This is a genomic window from Streptomyces sp. LE64, from assembly GCF_052606915.1.
Genome location: NZ_CP199708.1, coordinates 63394 through 80620 on the forward strand (window position 1 = coordinate 63394; position 17227 = coordinate 80620).

Annotated in this window: 13 protein-coding genes; 8 read left to right on the forward strand and 5 right to left on the reverse strand. The window is 73.2% G+C overall.

All coding sequences use genetic code 11. The features are described from left to right. The first annotated feature begins 148 nt into the window (after positions 1-148). Positions 149-1447, forward strand: a complete 1299-nt coding sequence (locus ACSMX9_RS00250) for an MFS transporter (protein ID WP_445403139.1) — start codon at positions 149-151, stop codon at positions 1445-1447. A 53-nt stretch (positions 1448-1500) separates the two neighbouring features. On the opposite strand, the gene ACSMX9_RS00255 is transcribed toward ACSMX9_RS00250, so the two are convergent. From ACSMX9_RS00255 to ACSMX9_RS00275, 5 genes are all read right to left on the reverse strand, one after another. After that, positions 1501-2793, reverse strand: coding sequence for an MFS transporter (locus ACSMX9_RS00255; RefSeq protein WP_445398865.1), 1293 nt, complete (start codon positions 2791-2793; stop codon positions 1501-1503). Beyond that, positions 2790-3893: a PLP-dependent cysteine synthase family protein gene (locus ACSMX9_RS00260; protein WP_445398867.1), complete on the reverse strand. Its 1104-nt coding sequence runs from the start codon at positions 3891-3893 to the stop codon at positions 2790-2792. Before ACSMX9_RS00260 ends, ACSMX9_RS00255 begins: the two co-directional genes overlap by 4 nt. A 117-nt stretch (positions 3894-4010) precedes the next feature. Further along, complete coding sequence (locus ACSMX9_RS00265; RefSeq protein WP_445398869.1) at positions 4011-4400, reverse strand: hypothetical protein; 390 nt, start codon at positions 4398-4400, stop codon at positions 4011-4013. Positions 4401-4529: 129 nt separating this feature from the next. Continuing rightward, positions 4530-4955 (reverse strand): hypothetical protein, encoded by a 426-nt coding sequence (locus ACSMX9_RS00270; protein ID WP_445398871.1) that lies wholly within the window; start codon positions 4953-4955, stop codon positions 4530-4532. Between the two features lie 137 nt (positions 4956-5092). After that, complete coding sequence (locus ACSMX9_RS00275; protein WP_445403140.1) at positions 5093-7483, reverse strand: polysaccharide lyase 8 family protein; 2391 nt, start codon at positions 7481-7483, stop codon at positions 5093-5095. A gap of 474 nt (positions 7484-7957) precedes the next feature. Between ACSMX9_RS00275 and ACSMX9_RS00280 the strand changes: the two genes are divergently transcribed. The 7 genes from ACSMX9_RS00280 to ACSMX9_RS00310 all read left to right on the forward strand — a co-directional run bounded on the left by ACSMX9_RS00280 (position 7958) and on the right by ACSMX9_RS00310 (position 17140). After that, the gene (locus ACSMX9_RS00280; RefSeq protein ID WP_445398873.1) at positions 7958-9049 is read left to right on the forward strand and encodes a substrate-binding domain-containing protein; all 1092 of its coding nucleotides are present in this window, start codon (positions 7958-7960) and stop codon (positions 9047-9049) included. A 113-nt stretch (positions 9050-9162) separates the two neighbouring features. Continuing rightward, the gene (locus ACSMX9_RS00285; RefSeq protein ID WP_445398875.1) at positions 9163-10929 is read left to right on the forward strand and encodes a glycoside hydrolase family 35 protein; all 1767 of its coding nucleotides are present in this window, start codon (positions 9163-9165) and stop codon (positions 10927-10929) included. 277 nt (positions 10930-11206) lie between these two features. Continuing rightward, complete coding sequence (locus tag ACSMX9_RS00290) at positions 11207-12523, forward strand: ABC transporter substrate-binding protein (RefSeq protein ID WP_445398877.1); 1317 nt, start codon at positions 11207-11209, stop codon at positions 12521-12523. Between the two features lie 80 nt (positions 12524-12603). After that, on the forward strand, positions 12604-13524 hold the full coding sequence (locus ACSMX9_RS00295; protein WP_351245794.1) for a carbohydrate ABC transporter permease: 921 nt from the start codon (positions 12604-12606) through the stop codon (positions 13522-13524). 2 nt (positions 13525-13526) lie between these two features. Then, positions 13527-14456, forward strand: a complete 930-nt coding sequence (locus ACSMX9_RS00300) for a carbohydrate ABC transporter permease (RefSeq protein ID WP_445398879.1) — start codon at positions 13527-13529, stop codon at positions 14454-14456. Further along, positions 14453-15481, forward strand: coding sequence for a hydroxyacid dehydrogenase (locus tag ACSMX9_RS00305; protein WP_445398881.1), 1029 nt, complete (start codon positions 14453-14455; stop codon positions 15479-15481). Before ACSMX9_RS00300 ends, ACSMX9_RS00305 begins: the two co-directional genes overlap by 4 nt. 54 nt (positions 15482-15535) lie before the next feature. Then, positions 15536-17140: a beta-N-acetylhexosaminidase gene (locus ACSMX9_RS00310; protein ID WP_445398883.1), complete on the forward strand. Its 1605-nt coding sequence runs from the start codon at positions 15536-15538 to the stop codon at positions 17138-17140. The last annotated feature ends 87 nt before the right edge of the window (positions 17141-17227 follow it).

Below are 17227 nucleotides of genomic sequence, written 5' to 3' on the forward strand. Positions count from 1 at the left end.
CACGGGGCGGAGCGCGCGGCACCGTCCGCGCCCCGTCGTGCACCGTGCCCGCACGGCGCGGCAGGCGTAACCGGCGCGGGGGGCGTGCCGTTGGTGCGGTATGCCTCCTGCCACCCCTGCGCCGCGCCCGTCCGGCCGCGCCCCGTCGATGCTGCGGCTCGCCACCGCCTCGCTCGCGGGGACCGCCATCGAGTTCTACGACTTCTTCGTCTACGGCACCGCCGCCGCGCTGGTGCTGGGGCCGTTGTTCTTCCCCTCGTTCTCCCCGCTGGCCGGCACGCTGGCCGCGTTCGCCACCTTCGGCGTGGGCTTCTTCGCCCGGCCGCTCGGTTCGGTGCTGTTCGGTCACGTCGGCGACCGGTACGGGCGGCGCCCGGTGTTGTTCGGGTCGCTGGTGCTCACCGGGGCGGCCACCGTCGCGGTGGGGTGCGTGCCGACGTACGACGCCATCGGGGCAGCCGCGCCCCTGTCGCTGGTCGCCCTGCGGTTCCTCCAGGGCATCGGCCTGGGCGGCGAGTGGGGCGGCGCCGTGCTGCTCGCCACCGAGCACGCTCCCGCCGGGCGACGCGGGCTGTGGGGCGGCTTCCCCCAGATGGGCCCGCCGCTCGGGTTCCTCCTCGCCAACGGCATGATGCTGCTGCTGTCGGCCACCCTGACCGAGGCCCAGTTCCACGACTGGGGCTGGCGGGTGCCGTTCTGGGCGGCGGGGCTGCTAGCGGCGGGGGGCCTGTTGTTGCGCTCCTCCTTGGCGGAGACCCCCCAGTTCCGGGAGTTGAGCGAGGCGGGGCGGCGGGCCGGGGCGCCGGTGGCCGAGGTCCTGCGCGACCACTGGCGGCTGGTGCTGCTCACCGCGGGTGCGCTGGCCGCGGGCTACGCGATCTTCTACTCGGTGTCGACCTGGGCCCTCGCCTACGGCACCGAGCGGATCGGGGTGAGCGCCACGGTGATGCTGGCGTGCGTGATGGTGGCGGTCGCCGTCAAGGGGGCGTTGACCCCGGTGGCGGCCTGGCTCAGCGACCGGGTGGGGCGGCGCCCGATGTGCCTGGCGGGCAGCGCGCTCGCGGTGGTGTGGATGTTCCCGCTCGTCGCCCTGTTGGACACGGGTGAACCGGTCCTGATGTTCCTGGGGTTCCTGGTGGCGCTGATCGCGTTCGTCACCGTGTTCGCGGTGATCGCCTCCTATCTGCCCGAGCTGTACGCACCGCGGGTGCGCTGCACGGGCGCGGCGGTCGGGTACAACCTGGCGGGGGTGCTGGGCGGGGCGGTCACCCCGATCGTGGCCACCGCCCTGTCGGAGGGGAGCCGTCCGCCCTGGGGGGTGGCGGCTTGGCTGACCGCGGTGGCGCTGCTGAGCCTCGGTTGCTTCGCGGCGCTGCCGGAGACCCGGCCCCCGTCGCTGACGGGGCCGGTGCCCGAGGTGTCCGGGGAGGACGCCGCCCGGGTCTGACCCCGGGGGGCCGCAGTGGTGGGACGGGGACGCAGCCCCGTCCCACCACCGGCTCAGACGGTCACCGGGTGCACGGGCGCCAGGTGGCCCGCGCGGTGCAGCGCCCGCACCGCCAGACAACTGCCGAGGCCGAGCAGGCACAGCGCCGCCCAGGGCAGGGCCGGGGCGCCGGCGGACCGGGCCGCGTCGAGCGCCGCTCCGGTCAGCAGGTTCCCCAGGGTGATGCCGAGCCCGCAGACCGTCTGGTAGAGGCCGTAGTGCGTGGCCACCCAGCGGTCACCCGAGAGCCGGACGACGATGTCCATCTCGAAGGGGTAGGCGATCATCGTGCCGACGGCGAGCAGCAGCGCCGCCAGGAGCGGCGGCAGCACGGCGAGCGCCCAGCGCGCCGCTCCCGCCGCCGGCACCGGGAGTGCCGTCGCCACCAGCAGGGGGACGAAGGCCACCCCCATCACCCCGAGGCCCGCGGCCACCGCGGTGCCGGGTTCCCAACGGGCCCGGCACCAGGCCGTCACCCGGGACTGCCCGAGGATGGTGCTCAGTCCGGAGACCGCGAACAGCAAGGCGACCGCGGCGGTGGCCCCTTGGCCCTCGCCGCCGAGCCTGCGGACCTCCAGGGGCAGGGCCAGGTACACCTGGAAGGTCAGCACGTACGAGCCGGTCATGGCGAGGGCGAAGAGCAGGAACGACCGGTGGGCGAGGATGCTCCGCCACTGGCGCAGCACTCCCCCCTCGGCGCGTCCGCCCGGCTCGGGTGCGGCGCCGGGACGGGCCGGCAGGGCCTTGATCTGGACGGCGGAGAGCACCGCGAACAGCCCCGCCGCCACCAGGCAGGTCACGGTGAAGTCGACCCCCGTGAGCAGCATGCCGACCAGCGGGCCGAGCAGGATGCCCGCCTGGTAGAAGACGTTGAAGAGAGCGAAGGCCTCCACCCTGCGCTCCCCCGCGTCCGCCGCGAGGTAGGCGCGCACCGCAGGGTTGAACAGGGCGCCCGCGAGGCCGGTCGCCGCGGAGGCGGCGATCAGCGCGGGCACCGAGTCGACCAGACCGAGTGCGGCGAACGCGACGGTGCGCAGGGCGCACCCGGTGACGATCATCGGCTTGTGGCCGAGGCGGTCGGCGAGGGTGCCGCCGATCAGGAACATGCCCTGTTGGCTGAAGTTGCGCACGCCGAGGACGAGTCCGACCAGCCAGCCGGCCAGGCCGAGGGTGCCGGACAGGTGTGCCGCGAGGTACGGCATCAGCATGTAGAAGCCGAGGTTGATGGTGAACTGGTTGACCAGCAGGAGTTGCACCCCGCGCGGATGGCTGCGCAGTTGGGCGAGGGTGCCGGTGGCGGCGCTCACCGCGGTCCCGCTTCCGGTGCGGTCGGTGCCGGGGCGAGCGGGTCGGACACCTCGGTGCACCGGGTCCAGCGCAGGACCTCCTTCTCCGTCGGGTGCCCCACGGTTTCGGGTGCCGGCGGCGGGGGGCCGTCGAGGAGCCCGTGGCGGGCGCAGTACTCGTCGTCGTACACCGTCGACAGGTACCGCTGGGGGCCGTCCGGGAAGATCGCGGCGATCCGGGTCGGGGCCGGTGCGGTGCGCGCCAGCCAGCCGGCGACCAGGGCGACCGCGCCGACGCTCCATCCGCCGGTGGCGTAGTGGGAGGCGGCGAGGGTGCGGCAGGTCCACACGGCTTCGGCGGGGGCCACCCAGTGGACCTCGGAGAAGTTGTCGTAGGCCACGTTGCGCGGGTGGATGCTGGAGCCCAGGCCGCGCATCAGCCGGGGGCGGGCGGGCTGGCCGAAGATGGTCGAGCCGATGGTGTCGACGCCGACGATCCGCAGTTCGGGGTAGAGCTGGCGCAGCACCCGTCCCACGCCGGCCGAGTGGCCTCCGGTGCCGACGCTGCACACCAGGACGTCCAGGTGGCCGAGTTGGGAGGCCAGTTCCAGGGCGAGGGGGGTGTAGGCGGTGGTGTTGTCCGGGTTGTTGTACTGGTCGGGGCACCAGGACCCGGGCTCTTCGGCGAGCAGTTCGGCGACCCGGTCGCGGCGCGCCTGCTGCCAACCGCCCACCGGGTGGGGTTCGGTGACGATGTCGACGCGGGCGCCGTACACCCCGAGCAGGCGGGTCATGGAGGGTTCGAGGCCGGGGTCGGTGACCAGGGTGACGGGGTGGCCGTGGACCATGCCGGCGAGGGCCAGTCCGAGTCCGAGGGTGCCGCTGGTCGACTCGACGATCCGGCCGCCGGGGCGCAGCTCGCCGCGGGCGCGGGCGCGTTCGACCATGTAGAGCGCGGGCCGGTCCTTGATCCCGCCGGGGTTGAACCCCTCCAACTTGGCCCAGAAGCCCCGTCCTTCGGGGGCCAGCGGGGCGGAGATCCGCAGCAGCGGGGTGTTCCCCACCAGCGAGGGCAGGGCGGATCCGCTCGGGGCGGGGGTGGTGTCGCGTAGGGACTGCATGTCGTTCGCTTTCCTTCGACGGTGCACGGGTGCGCTCATCTCGCGCCGGACGAACGGGCGGAGTTCGGCCCGTGGGTCGGTGCGCGGCGGCCGGGGTCCGGCCGCGGGGAAAGCGGTCTAGATCCGCCACCGCGAGGTGCGGACGAGTGCGGCCCTCCCGGTTCTTCGATCGGGTGCGGACCGGGCGACGGTGTGGACGCGGGCCGGCGAGGAGTGAGGGGTCGCGAGGACGGCTGCGTACGTCAACGGCCCGCCGGGCGGGGCGGGTTCGACGGTGCTGGAGGGGCGGCACGGCGTCTGGTCGGTGCCGCACTCCTCCCCTTCGTGGTGCCCTCCCGGGTGGTGCCCCCCGTTCGCGGGGGCCGTCGCCAGCGGTCCGGCGCCGTGGTGCTCGTCGACGGGGACGTGGGCGAGGACGCAGAGCGTCAGGGCGAGCAGGAGGACGGAGGCGATGCGGGTGAGGAGGTCGCCGGGGCGACGGGGCGAGGGCGTGCGGGGGTGGGGCAACGGGGTCTCCGTGCGCCGGGCGACGGCTGCGGGGCGTGGGGCCGCGCGGAGGGGCGCCGCCGGGCGCGGGTGGTGGGGGGTGGACGACCTGGGGCTGCGCGGCGGAACGCCGGGACAGCCGTGCGGGGTCTACACCCGGTGGATGACCGAGGTGCCGTGGTCCGCGGTGCGGCGCGGGCCGCATGTCGCGGCGGTGTTCCGTCCGGGCGGGAGCGGCGGGTCGGAGGCGGCGACCGGGTCGACGCTCGGCGCCGCGTCGGGCGCGGCGGCTCCGGTGCTCGACGGGAGCGGGGCCGGGGCGCAGTGCTCGGCGGGGTGCACCGGATGGTGTCCGTCGCCGGGGAGTTCGGCGGTGGAGGCGCCCGCCGGCGCGGCCGCGAGGGCCGTCGGGGCGCTGACGGACGGAGGGGCCGGGTGGTGCCCGGGGGTGTCGGCGTGCACCCCGTGGCTGAGCAGTACGCCCCACAACAGCACGATGACCACCGGCAGTCGGCGCAGCACGCGGAGGGGCACGACCGCCCGCACGTTGCGCAGCGGTGACCGGGTCGTCATCACGCCGTGATCGTAGCGTCCGCCCGGAGCGGTTCCGCGCCGCTCGGGTGCGGAGGGCGACAACCGGCCAGCCGATTGGCCGATGTGCGGGGGCGGTTCGGTGGGCGGTGGGGCCCACGGTGCGGGCCCCACCGGGCGTGTCAGGCCAGGGACAGCGTGGCGGAGTGGACCGCGCCGAGGGTGCCGGGGGTGATGCGCAGTCGGGCTTCGGCACCGGTGCCGAGGACCTGCACCGAGGGGTCCTTGGCGGTGACCGCGGCGACCGGGCGGTGCCAGGTCAGGTCGATCGGCGCGCCGTCTCGCAGCGGACCGCTGACCCGTACGGCGGCGGTGGTGCCGGTGACCCGGATGAGTACGGAGGCGGGTGCGCTCGCGGTGACGCCGCCTGCGGTGCCCGCGAACCAGAAGTTGATGCCGGTGAAGCCGAGCGAGGGGACCCGGGCGCCCTGGATCTCGTCGGAGTTGGCGAGGACCTCCAGCCAGCCGGTGTCGGCGGCGCGGGCGGCGGTCTGGGCGCTGCTGGCGCCGGGCATCAGCAGATAGCTGTAGGTGGCCCAGGTGGGGTCGGTGCCGTGGTCGAACCAGAGGGTGAGGTAGCGGCGGCTGACCGGGTCGGTGGTGCCGCCGGTGTTGATGTGCGACCAGGCTCCGGTCCGGGTCTCGCGCAGGGCCTTCAGCGGTGCGCCGCCGGGGAAGACGTAGCCGCCGTGGCCCGCGAGGTGGGCCCAGCGGGCGGCGGGGAAGGCCGCGCTCCAGCCCTGGGTGGCGGGTTGGGCGGTGCCGTCGACGGTGAGGGCGTGGGTGCCGGTCGCGCCGAGGTTGCGGTTGTCGACGACGGACTCCACGGGGGTTCCGTCCCGGCCGTGGATGCCCGCGCCGAGGCACACCACCGCGTCGTCGAGGAAGAACCAGGACTTCTTGGCCTTGAGGGTGGAGGACAGGCCCTTCAGGTACTGGCCCACGGCGCCGTAGGTGCCGTCGGTGGCGCCGCCTACCCAGCGGACGTCGGGACGGGCCGCGCCCCAGGCACCGCCCGCACCGTCGGCGAGCCGCTTGGTGGAGGCCGTCGTGCCGGGCAGTCGGTAGGGGTCCACGGTGGGCCAGAAGCTGTCGCTGTACTGGCCGTTGGCGAAGTCGCTGCCCCACCAGTACAGCATCCCCGAACCGCTGTGCCAGCCGCGGAGGTGCTCGCCGTTGCCGTTCTCGTAGTAGGTGATGCGGTTCGAGGCCATGGACACGTTCGCGGCCCAGCCGGGGCGACGGTGGACGGCCCGGTCCATGGCCGGGAACAGGCGGTGTCCGCTGGGCTCGGGCGCGGCGACCGCGCTCCCGTCGTCGATCGCCTTGAGGCGGGCGAGTTGGGCGATGCCGAGGGCGGGGCTGGTGAGCAGGGGGTTGATCGTCGCGCGGGAGATCCAGCCCTTGACCATGGCGTCCCACCCGGTGCGTTCGGCCGGCGAGGCGCTCTGCGCCAGCAGCGCGATGCAGGCGATGATCGCGTGTCCGCGCAGGTGGTCGTCCTGGCGGACCGCCCGGGTGTCGGACTTCTGGAGGCCGCGGCTGACGGCCCGTCCGGAGACGCTGTCCATGGCGAGTCCGTTGTAGAGGAACGGCGCGTACGCGGTGTCCACCGAGTCCAGTACGATCTGCCGGCCGCTGTCGGTGACCTCCCACTGCGAGCCCTTCAACAGGGTGAACAGCAGGGACAGCCCGCCGAGCATGACGGAACCGTAGGAACCGGTGTAGGGGACGGTGCCGTGCTGGATGAACGACCCGTCCGCGTGGAGCCCGTCGCCGGAGGTGACGTACGGGAAGACCGGGGACAGCGCGTCGCGGGCCGTGGCGATCTTCGCGGAGTTCTTGCCGACGACTCCCCGCAGGGCGAGGACCCGGCACAGGTCGACGCGGTTGGCTCCGGTGGAGGTCCCGGTGTACGAGGCGACCACGCTGTCCGGCACGAAGTGGTCGATGGCGGCCATCCACGGGGTGATCCGACCGGGGCCGAGGTGGTCGTGCACATGGACGCAGATGTCGAGCAGCGTCTGCGGGATGCCGATCTGCCAGTTGTACCAGTTCCCGTAGCGCGCCTGTCCGGCGTTGTACGCCTGGGCGTGCAGGTGGTCGAGGCCGGTGAGCAGGTCGACGAGGAGTCCCGGGTCGCCGGTCAGTCCGGTGCCGGGCTGGGCGTACGCCTCGGCGAGCGCCCGCAGTCGGTGGTAGCTGACGCCGAGGTTGCCGGAGAAGGTGTAGGACTCGGCGTCGAGGTCGGGGTCCGGGTCGGCGTAGGGCAGGTCCGGCCAGAGGGATCCGGCAGCGGGGTTCATGCTGGCGCGCAGGGTGGTGGCGGTGGTCCCCAGGGCGGTGAGCTTGGCCGCGTAGGGGGCGGCGGCGGGGTCGAAGCCGGTGCCGAGGACCAGGTCGCGCCACTTCGCCCGGAGGGTGTCGTAGACATCGCCCGCGGCGTGGGCGGGGAGGGTGCCCGCGGAGGCGAGCGGAACGGCCGCGGCGGTGGCGATGGCGAGCCGCAGCAGGGTGCGGCGGGAGGGGGTGGTGCGGCTGGACTGCGGTGCGGCGGCGGGCGACTGGGCGAAGCGGGGCGTGGCGTCGGGCACGGGCGGGCCTCCGGGCGGGGTGGCGAGCGGACGCGGGGGCACGTCCGACGGGCGGCGAGCAGTCACGGCGGGGAAGGGGCGGGCGATCGGCGGAACCCCACAGGGGCCGGTCGTCCCGGGCTGTTGGATGGCGAACGAGAACCAACGCTCAAGAGTGAGCGATTTCTAACACGTCCGCTCAAGAAGCAGCAATGACCCGCACACGCCTCCAAGAAATTGATTGTTCGAACACAATCGTTCACAAACGATCGACCAGCCGTTAGGCTTCGGCCCAGCCGGGGAGGACTGGTCGTCCGGATGTGACGGAGCGGCCGGGGACGCCACCACAGGTGGCGGACCCCGCACCGCCCACGACAACGACGTCCGGCAAAGGGCGAGAGGGAGATCCATCACGTGCACGCCGAAGAACGGCACCAGGCGATCCTGCTCCGACTGCGGGAGCGCGGCTCGCTGCGGGTCACGGAGTTCGCCGAGGAGTTGGGGGTCTCCGCCATCACCGTCCGCCGCGACGTGGAGTCCCTCGCCGAACGCGGACTGCTGGAACGGGTGCACGGCGGCGCGGTGCCCCGCCAGGCTCCCCGTGGGGCCGCCGGCGGCCCCCGCCCGGTGCCGGCCGGGGCGCCCCGGCCACCCGCCGGGGCGGGCGCCCGGCTCACCTTCGGGCTCATCGTGCCGGCCGCCGACTACTACTACCCCGACGTCATCAAGGGCGCCCGGGCCGCCGCCGCGGCCCGGGGCGTCCGCCTCGTGCTCGGCATCTCGCAGTACAGTCCGACCGAGGAGCAGGCGCAGGCCCGGCAGTTGCTCGCGGACGGGGTCGACGGACTGCTGATCACCCCGTGCGGACCGGTCGCCGAGCAGGGCTGGCTGGCCGAACTCCCGGTGCCCCACCTCCTGGTGGAGCGCCGGCCGGCGCCCGGGCTGGCCCGCGCCGAGAGCGTGGTCACCGACCATGCCGCGGGCGCGCTCGCGGCGGTGCGCCACCTCGTCGACCGGGGGCGCCGACGCATCGGTCTGCTGTTGCGCGAGGACAGCCCCCACACGCCCCTGGTGGAGGAGGGCTACCTCGGCGGACTCGCCGCGGCCGGCCTCGCCGCCGACGAGGTCCTGCGGCTGCGGTTGTCCCCGCCGGGGACCGACCAGGACGGCCGGGCCCGAGCCATCGAACGGTTCGCCGACGCCGTGGCGGCGGGCGAGCTCGACGGTGCCCTGGTCCACAACGACCACGATGCGATCGTGCTGCTCCAACGGCTGCGCGCCCGCGGCCTGAGCGTGCCGCAGGACCTCGCGATCGTCGCCTACGACGACGAGGTGGCCGCCCTCGCCGACATCCCGCTCACCGCCGTGGCACCGCCCAAGCACGCGGTCGGCGCCAGCGCGGTCGGGCTGCTCGCCGACCGGCTCGCCGATCCCGACCGGCCGGGCCACCGGCTGGCCATCCTGCCGGAGCTGCGGGTCCGCGACTCCAGCGACGCGGCGCACTAGAGCCCCTTCCCCGCCCCCGGCCAGGGGGTCGGGCGCACCCGGCACCCTCCGCCGCGCCCGGCCCCCGGCCGGCCCGTCCCTCCCGCACCCCACCCCTCCCCCGGAGGCCCCCGATGTTCCACGTGTCACCTGAAGGGTTCTCCCTCGACGGCAGACCGGTGCGTCTGCTCTCGGGCGCCCTGCACTACTTCCGTTCCCTGCCCGAGCAGTGGCCCCACCGGCTGGGGCAGTTGCGCGCGATGGGCCTCAACTGCGTCGAGACCTACGTGCCGTGGAACCTCCACGAACCGCGCCCCGGCACCTACGACTTCACCGGCATGGCCGACCTGGAGCGGTTCCTCACCGCCACCCGCGAGGCGGGGCTGCACGCCATCGTGCGCCCCTCCCCGTACATCTGCGCCGAGTGGGAGAACGGCGGACTGCCCTGGTGGCTGCTGGCCGACCCCGAGGTGCGGGCGCTGCGCTGCCAGGACCCCGGCTACCTGGCCCGGGTGGAGCGGTGGTTCGACGTGCTGCTCCCCCGGCTCGTGCCGCACCAGGTGACCCACGGCGGCAACGTCCTGATGATGCAGATCGAGAACGAGTACGGCTCGTACGGCACCGACGCCGGCTACCTGCGTCACCTGGCGGAGCTGATGCGCGCCCGGGGCGTGGACGTGCCGTTGTTCACCTCGGACGGCCCCGAGGACTTCTTCCTCACCGGCGGTTCGGTCCCCGGACACCTCGCGACGGTCAACTTCGGCAGTCGGGCCGGCGAGGCGTTCGAGCGCCTCGCCGCCCTGCGCCCGGACGATCCGCCGATGTGCATGGAGTTCTGGTGCGGCTGGTTCGACCACTGGGGCGACGACCACGTGGTGCGCGACCCCGCGGAGGCCGCGGACGCGCTCGACGAGATCCTCACCGCCGGCGGTCAGGTCAACCTGTACATGGCGCACGGCGGCACCAACTTCGCCACCTGGGCGGGCGCCAACACCAAGGACCCGGTCACCGGCGAGCGCTACGCCCCGACCGTGACCTCCTACGACTACGACGCACCGGTCGACGAGCGAGGCGGGGTCACCGAGAAGTTCCACGCCTTCCGGGCGGTGCTCGCCCGGCACGCGGACGCGCCCCCGCCCGAACCGCTGCCGCTGCCCCCGCTGCTCCCGACGGGTCGGGTCGAGCTCACCGAGTCGGTGCGGCTCTTCGACGCGCTCGACCGGCTGTCCCCGGCGCCGCCGGTGCACGGCGCGGAGCCCCCCTCGTTCGAGGAACTCGGCATCGCGCACGGTCTGGTGCTGTACGAGACGACCGTGCCCGGCCCCCGGGGCCCCTATCCGCTCTCCGTGCAGGGGCTCGCCGACCGGGCGCACGTGTACCTGGACGGCCGTCCGGTGGGCGTGCTGGAGCGGGACGGCGAGCAGCAGGTGCCGGACGTGGCGGTGGCGGGCGCCGCGGCCCGGGTGTCCTTGCTCGTGGAGTCCATGGGGCGCGTCAACTACGGCACGGGCCTCGGGGACCGCAAGGGCGTGCGGCGGGTGTTGCACACCCAGCAGTCGCTGCACGGTTGGCGGGCCCGGCCGGTGGAGCTCGGGCACGGCACGCCCGAGGGCCTGCCCTGGGGGACGGGGGGCGAGGGCCCGGGGCCCGTCTTCCACCGGGGGCACCTGGAGGCGGCCGGGCCAGCGGACGGCTACCTCGCCCTGCCCGGCTGGGGCAAGGGCTACGTCTGGGTGAACGGCTTCTGCCTGGGCCGCTACTGGGAGCGCGGACCGCAGCGGACCCTGTACGTTCCCTGGCCGCTACTGCGGGCCGGGCGCAACGAGATCGTGGTGCTGGAGTTGGACGCGGCACCGGAACGGCCCGCCGTGGAGCTGCGGGACAGCGCTGACCTGGGCTGACACCGTGTCGGGCGACGGGGGTGCAGCGCCGCACCCCCGTATGCGGACACATCGGTTCTGAATGGTCGTCATCTGATCGAAACCGTTCCGAGATGATCGTTCGTTCATTCACTCTTGACCCTGATCGTTTTTGGTCGAAAGATGTTCGCCAACTCGCCGACATCTTTCCGGCTGTTGCTCCCTCCTCGGCCTCGGCCTTCCGTTCGCACGGCCTCTCGGCCTTCGTGCGACGTCTCCCCCGCTTCCCTCCCTACCGCCCTCTTCAAGGAGTCGCGCAATGAAGCCCACCTCCACCAGATCCGCCCTGGTCCGCATCGCCGCCGTGGTGTCCCTGGCCCTCGCCGCCACGGCCTGCGGCAGCGAGGACAAGGACTCCTCCGACTCCGCGGGCGGCTCAGACGAGCCGGTCACCATCAGCTACTGGTCCTGGATGCCGGGCACCAAGGAGACCGCCGAGGCGTTCAACAAGGCGCAGAAGAAGGTCCGCGTCCAGTTCTCGGAGGTCCCGGCGGGGCTGGCGGGCGGTTACGACAAGCTGGCCAAGGGCGTGAAGGCGGGCAACGCGCCCGACGTCATGAACGTCGAGTACCAGGCGCTGCCCGACCTCGTCACCCAGGGGCTGATCGCCGACTCCTCGGACCTGCTCGGCGACACGGTGAAGAAGTCGCCGCAGCAGGTGCAGGACCTGGTCACGCTCGGCGGCAAGCAGTGGGCGGCCCCCTTCGACGTGGCCCCGCAGATGATGTACTACCGCAAGGACCTCTTCGAGAAGCACAAGATCGAGGTCCCGAAGACCTGGGACGCGTACGCGGAAGCCGCCGAGAAGATCAAGAAGGCCGACCCCAAGGCCCGCATCACCGCCTTCTGGAGCGACGACACCGCCACCTGGGCCGCGCTCGCCCAGCAGGCGGGCGCCACCTGGTACACCGCCGAGGGCGACGCCTGGAAGGTCGACATCGACGACGCGGCCACCCAGAAGGTCGCCGGCTTCTGGGGCGAGATGGTCAAGGACGACCTGGTCTTCAACCACAAGGCGTGGAGCCCCGAGTCCACCAAGGCCACCGCCGACCACCGCGTCTACACCCGCATCAGCGCCTCCTGGGGCGCCGGGGCGCTGAAGACCGAGCAGCCCGACCAGTCCGGCAAGTGGGCCGCGGTCGCCCTGCCCGGCTGGGGCGACGGCAAGACCGGCATGGTGGGCGGCTCCTCCTTCGCCGTGGTCAAGGACAGCAAGAAGGCCGCCGCCGCGGCCGAGTTCATCACCTGGGCCACCACCTCCGACGAGGCCGTCAAGGCCCGCCTCGCGGCCGGCACCTCCTCGGCGCTCCCCGCCGACGAGAAGCTGCGTACGGTGGCCAAGGAGTCCTTCGACACCGCCTACTTCGGCGGCCAGGACGTCTACGCCGCCGCCTCCGAGCAGGTCCCGAACATCAACGGCGGCTGGGTGTGGAGCCCCGTCCACAACGCCACCTCGGTGGAGTTGACCGCCGCCCTCGGCAAGGCCACCGACGGGGACTTCTCCGCGGCCCTCGCCAAGGGCCAGGCCACCGCCGAGAAGCTCATCAAGGACCGCGGGCTCAAGCTCGCCGAGTGAGCCCCCGGGGTGGGCGCCCCGCACCGGGCGCCCACCCCCGCGCATCCCCCTCGCCCACGCCACCCACCAAGGAGCCCCCGGTGTCCCCACGGCTCTCCGGCGCCGCGTCCACCGCCACCCGTCGCGGACAACGCGTCGCGGCGACCCTGCTGATCGGCCCGTTCCTCCTGCTGTTCGTCCTCACCCTGATCGTCCCGATCGGCTACGCGGCCTATCTGAGCCTGTTCCGCGAGCAGTCCTCGGGGCTCGGGTTCGGCGGCACCGAAACCCTGTTCGCAGGGCTCGGCAACTACACCCGCGCACTGACCGACCCGGGGTTCCAACAGGGCTTCGTGCACATCGCCGCCTACTGTCTGGTGTACATCCCCGTGATGATCGGCGGGGCGTTGGTGCTGGCCCTGCTGATCGACTCGGCGATGGCCCGGGCCAAGCGGTTCTTCCAGCTCGCGGCCTTCCTGCCGCACGCGGTGCCCGGCCTGATCGCCGCGATCATCTGGGTGTTCCTCTACACCCCCGGGCTGAGCCCCATCCACCAGTTCCTCGGCTGGTTCGGCGCCAACGCCGACTTCCTCGGCCCGAACGCCATCCTGTTCTCCATGGTCAACGCCGCCGCCTGGCAGTGGGTCGGCTACAACATGGTCATCTTCTACGCGGCGCTCCAGGCCATCCCCCGCGAGACCCTGGAGGCCGCGGTCGTCGACGGCGCCGGCGGGCTGCGCACCGCCCTGTCGGTGAAGCTGCCGATGATCCGCTCCTCCGTGGTGCTGACCACCTTGTTCACCAGCATCGGGGCGATCCAGCTGTTCACCGAGCCGGAGACCTTCCGGCTGCACGCCCAGGGCCTGTCCCCGGAGTGGTCGCCGACGATGTTCATCTACCAGGCCGCCTTCTCCAAGCACGACTTCGGACTCGCCGCCGCGGCCTCCCTGCTGCTCGCGGTGCTCGGGGTCGCCCTGTCCTTCGTCGTCACCAAGCTCGGCAACCGCTGGAAGGAGGCGTGAGCATGACCACCCTGACCCCTGCGGACGCCCCCCGCACCACCCCCGTCGCGAAGGCGCCCGCCCCGCACCCCGACGACGCCCCCCGGCGGCGGTCGCGGGCCCCGTTCGCCTCCCGGGCGGCCGTCAACTCCGTCCTGGTCATCATGGCGTTCTACACGCTCATGCCCATCCTGTGGCTGCTGTTCGCGGCGACCAAGGACAACGGCGACCTGTTCGGCAAGCCCGGCTTCCAGCTCGGCGACTTCAGCCTGTTCACCAACCTGGCCGACCTGTTCACCTACCAGGACGGCGTGTTCGGCCGCTGGCTGGCCAACAGCGCCCTGTACTCGGTGGTCGGCTCGCTGGTGTCCACGGTGCTGTGCGTCGCGGCGGGCTACGCCTTCGACAAGTACCAGTTCCTCGGCAAGGAGCGGCTGTACGGCTTCGTGCTGCTCGGGCTGCTGGTGCCCGCCACCGTGGTCTCGCTGCCGATCTACCTGCTCGCCTCCAAGGTCGACCTCGTCAACACCTACTGGGCGGTGCTCATCCCCTCGTTGGCGAACCCCTTCGGGGTCTACCTGTCGCGGGTGTTCTCCGAGGGGTACGTACCGGACGAGACCCTGGAGGCCGCCCGGATCGACGGCGCCGGCGAGATCCGCACCTTCGTGTCGATCGCGCTGCCGATGCTCAAGCCCGCCTTCATGACCGTGTTCCTCTTCTCCTTCACCGGCAGCTGGAACAGCTTCTTCCTGCCGCTGGTGATGCTCAACGACCAGGACCTCTACCCGGTCGGACTCGGCCTGTTCAACTGGAACGCCAACCTGTCGCAGTACCCGGAGCAGTACGCGCTGCTCATCACGGGTTCGCTGGTGTCCGTGCTGCCCCTGGTCCTGGCCTTCCTCTGCCTCCAGCGCTACTGGCGCTCGGGCCTGACCGCCGGAGCCGTCAAGTGACCCACGCCGCCCCGTCCCCCCACCGCCCGCGGACCGTGTTCGCGATGGCGCCCGCGGTGCGCGACGCCCTGTTCGACGACGAGACCCTGGCCCTGCTCACCCGGGTCGCCGACATCGATCCCGACCTCGTCGTCTCCGACTTCCACGACCCCGCGGCGGCGCCCGCGCTCAGCCGCGCGGAAGCGCTCTTCACCGGCTGGGAGTGTCCCCCGCTGGACGCCGCCGCACTGGCGCTGATGCCCCGGCTGCGCACCGTGGTGCACGCCGCCGGTTCGGTCAAGCACCACGTCACCGACGCCTGCTGGGAGCGGGGGATCACGGTCGCCTCGGCAGCCGCGGCGAACGCCGTCCCGGTCGCCGAGTACACGGTCGCGATGATCCTGCTCGCCGGCAAGGGGGTGCTGCCCGCCGCCACCGCCTACCGCACCCGGCGGACCTGGCTCAGCCCCATCGAGACCGTCGGCCGGCGCGGCAACTACCGCAGCACCGTCGGCGTGGTGGGCGCCTCCCGCATCGGACGGCGGGTGATGGAGCTGCTGCGCCCCTACGACCTGCGGGTCCTGCTGTACGACCCGTACGTGGACGAGCAGGAGGCCGCCGTCCTCGGGGCCCGGTCGACCTCCCTGGACGAACTCGCCCGCAGCAGCCAGGTGGTGACCGTCCACGCCCCCCAGCTCCCGGAGACCCACCACCTGTTCGACCGCGACCGGCTGCGGCTGATGCCCGACGGGGCGACCCTGGTCAACACCGCCCGCGGCGCCCTGGTGGACACCGCGGCGCTGACCGCGGAGTTGCTCAGCGGCCGGCTGAGCGCCGTCCTCGACGTGACCGAACCCGAGGTGCTGCCCGCCGACTCCCCCCTGTACGCCCTGCCGAACGTCCTGCTCACCCCGCACATCGCGGGATCGCTCGGCAACGAACTGACCCGCATGGCACGGGCCGCCGTCGAGGAACTCGCCCGGTACGCGGACGGGCTGCCGTTCCTCGACCCGGTCTGCCCGGAGGCGCTGACGCGCTCGGCGTAGCCCCCTTCGCCGCCCGGCCCGGCCCCCACCGCCCACCCGATGCTGGAGTATCCGATGCTCATTCCACGCCCGGACGAACTCACCCGCGGCGAAGGCGAGTTCCTCGTCGCCCCGGACACCCCGATCGTGTCCGACCCCCCGCTGCGGCGGGCCGCCGAGTGGCTGCGCAGCGCCCTCGCCCCGTCGCTCGGGGCGCTCCCCCCGACCTCGGGGAACGGCCCGGCCGTCCGCTTCCGGCACGCCCCGGACCTGGCCGAGGAGGCGTACCGGCTCACCGTCACGCCCGAGGCGGTGGTGGCCGAGGCGAGCTCCCATCCCGGCGCCTTCTACGCCGCGCAGTCGCTGGTGCAGTTGCTGCCGCCCTCGGTGCACCGCAGCGCGGCGACCCCGGGCCCGCTGCGGCTGCCCGCCCTGGCCGTCACCGACCGGCCCCGCTTCGGCTGGCGCGGCACCCTGATCGACGTGGCCCGGCACTTCCTGCCCAAGCGGGAGGTCCTGCGCTACCTCGACCTGCTGGCCCTGCACAAGATCAACGTGCTGCACCTGCACCTGACCGACGACCAGGGGTGGCGCATCGAGATCAAGCGCTACCCGCTGCTGACGCGGACGGGTGGGTGGCGCGCCGGTTCCACCGTGGGCTCCTCCCGCCACGGCCGCCACGAAGACCGTCCGCACGGCGGGTTCTACACCCAGGAGGACATCCGCGAGATCGTCGCCTACGCCGCCGAACGGGCGATCACGGTCGTCCCCGAGATCGACCTCCCCGGCCACACCCAGGCCGCGATCGCCGCCTACCCGGAACTCGGCAACACCGGCGGCCCGGTCGACGTGCGCACCGCCTGGGGGCCGGGCGAGCACGTCCTCAACCCCGAGGAGTCCACCCTCGCCTTCTTCCGGAACGTCTTCGACGAGGTGCTCGACCTCTTCGACTCCCGTTACGTGTGCATCGGCGGGGACGAGTGCGTCACCGCCGAATGGCGGGAGAGCGCCCGGGTCCAGGAGCTGATGCGGGAACGGGGCCTCCCCGACGAGGACGCCCTGCAAGCCTGGTTCGTGCGGCACTTCGACGACTACCTGACGGAACGGGGACGCAGGCTGCTGGGCTGGGACGAGATCCTGAACGGCGGCCTCGCCGAGGGCGCCACCGTGATGTCGTGGCGGGGCACCGGCGGCGCGCTGGCCGCGGCCCGCGCCGGGCACGACGTGATCGCCTGCCCGCTCACCGACGTGTACTTCGACTACCGCCAGTCGGACGGTCCCGACGAGCCGATCCCGGTGGGCTGTGTGATCGACCTCGCCGACGCCTACGCCTTCGAACCGGTGCCCGAGGGGCTCTCCCCCGAGGAGGCCCGGCACGTGCTCGGCGGCCAGGCGCAGTTGTGGACCGAGCCCGTCGACGGTCCGCGCGCCCTCGACTACCTCGCCTTCCCCCGGCTGGTGGCGTTCGCCGAGGCGGTCTGGACTTCGGGGCCCCGCGACTACGCCGAGTTCGAACCCCGGCTCCTCGCCCATCTGGAACGGCTGGACGCGCTCGGAGTGGAGTACCGGCCGATGGCCGGACCCCATCCCTGGCAGCAACGGCCCGACGCCCGGGGCTGGCCGCGGTCGCGCGCCGAGATGCTGGCGGACGTGCTCGGGGGGCCGGAGCAGCACCTCTAGGCGGGCTGGAGAAGGACGTCGCTCCCCCGCGTTCCGGCGTGAGGAGGCCCTCGGGAGGGGCCGGGAGAAGGGGCGGGGAAGATCGTC

Excerpts from the sequence above, each read along its gene's own strand:
- ACSMX9_RS00310 (WP_445398883.1), top strand. The coding sequence starts at position 15,536 with ATGCTCATTCCACGCCCGGACGAACTCACCCGCGGCGAAGGCGAGTTC.
- ACSMX9_RS00260 (WP_445398867.1), bottom strand. The coding sequence starts at position 3,893 with ATGCAGTCCCTACGCGACACCACCCCCGCCCCGAGCGGATCCGCCCTG.
- ACSMX9_RS00285 (WP_445398875.1), top strand. The coding sequence starts at position 9,163 with ATGTTCCACGTGTCACCTGAAGGGTTCTCCCTCGACGGCAGACCGGTG.
- ACSMX9_RS00300 (WP_445398879.1), top strand. The coding sequence starts at position 13,527 with ATGACCACCCTGACCCCTGCGGACGCCCCCCGCACCACCCCCGTCGCG.
- ACSMX9_RS00250 (WP_445403139.1), top strand. The coding sequence starts at position 149 with ATGCTGCGGCTCGCCACCGCCTCGCTCGCGGGGACCGCCATCGAGTTC.
- ACSMX9_RS00290 (WP_445398877.1), top strand. The coding sequence starts at position 11,207 with ATGAAGCCCACCTCCACCAGATCCGCCCTGGTCCGCATCGCCGCCGTG.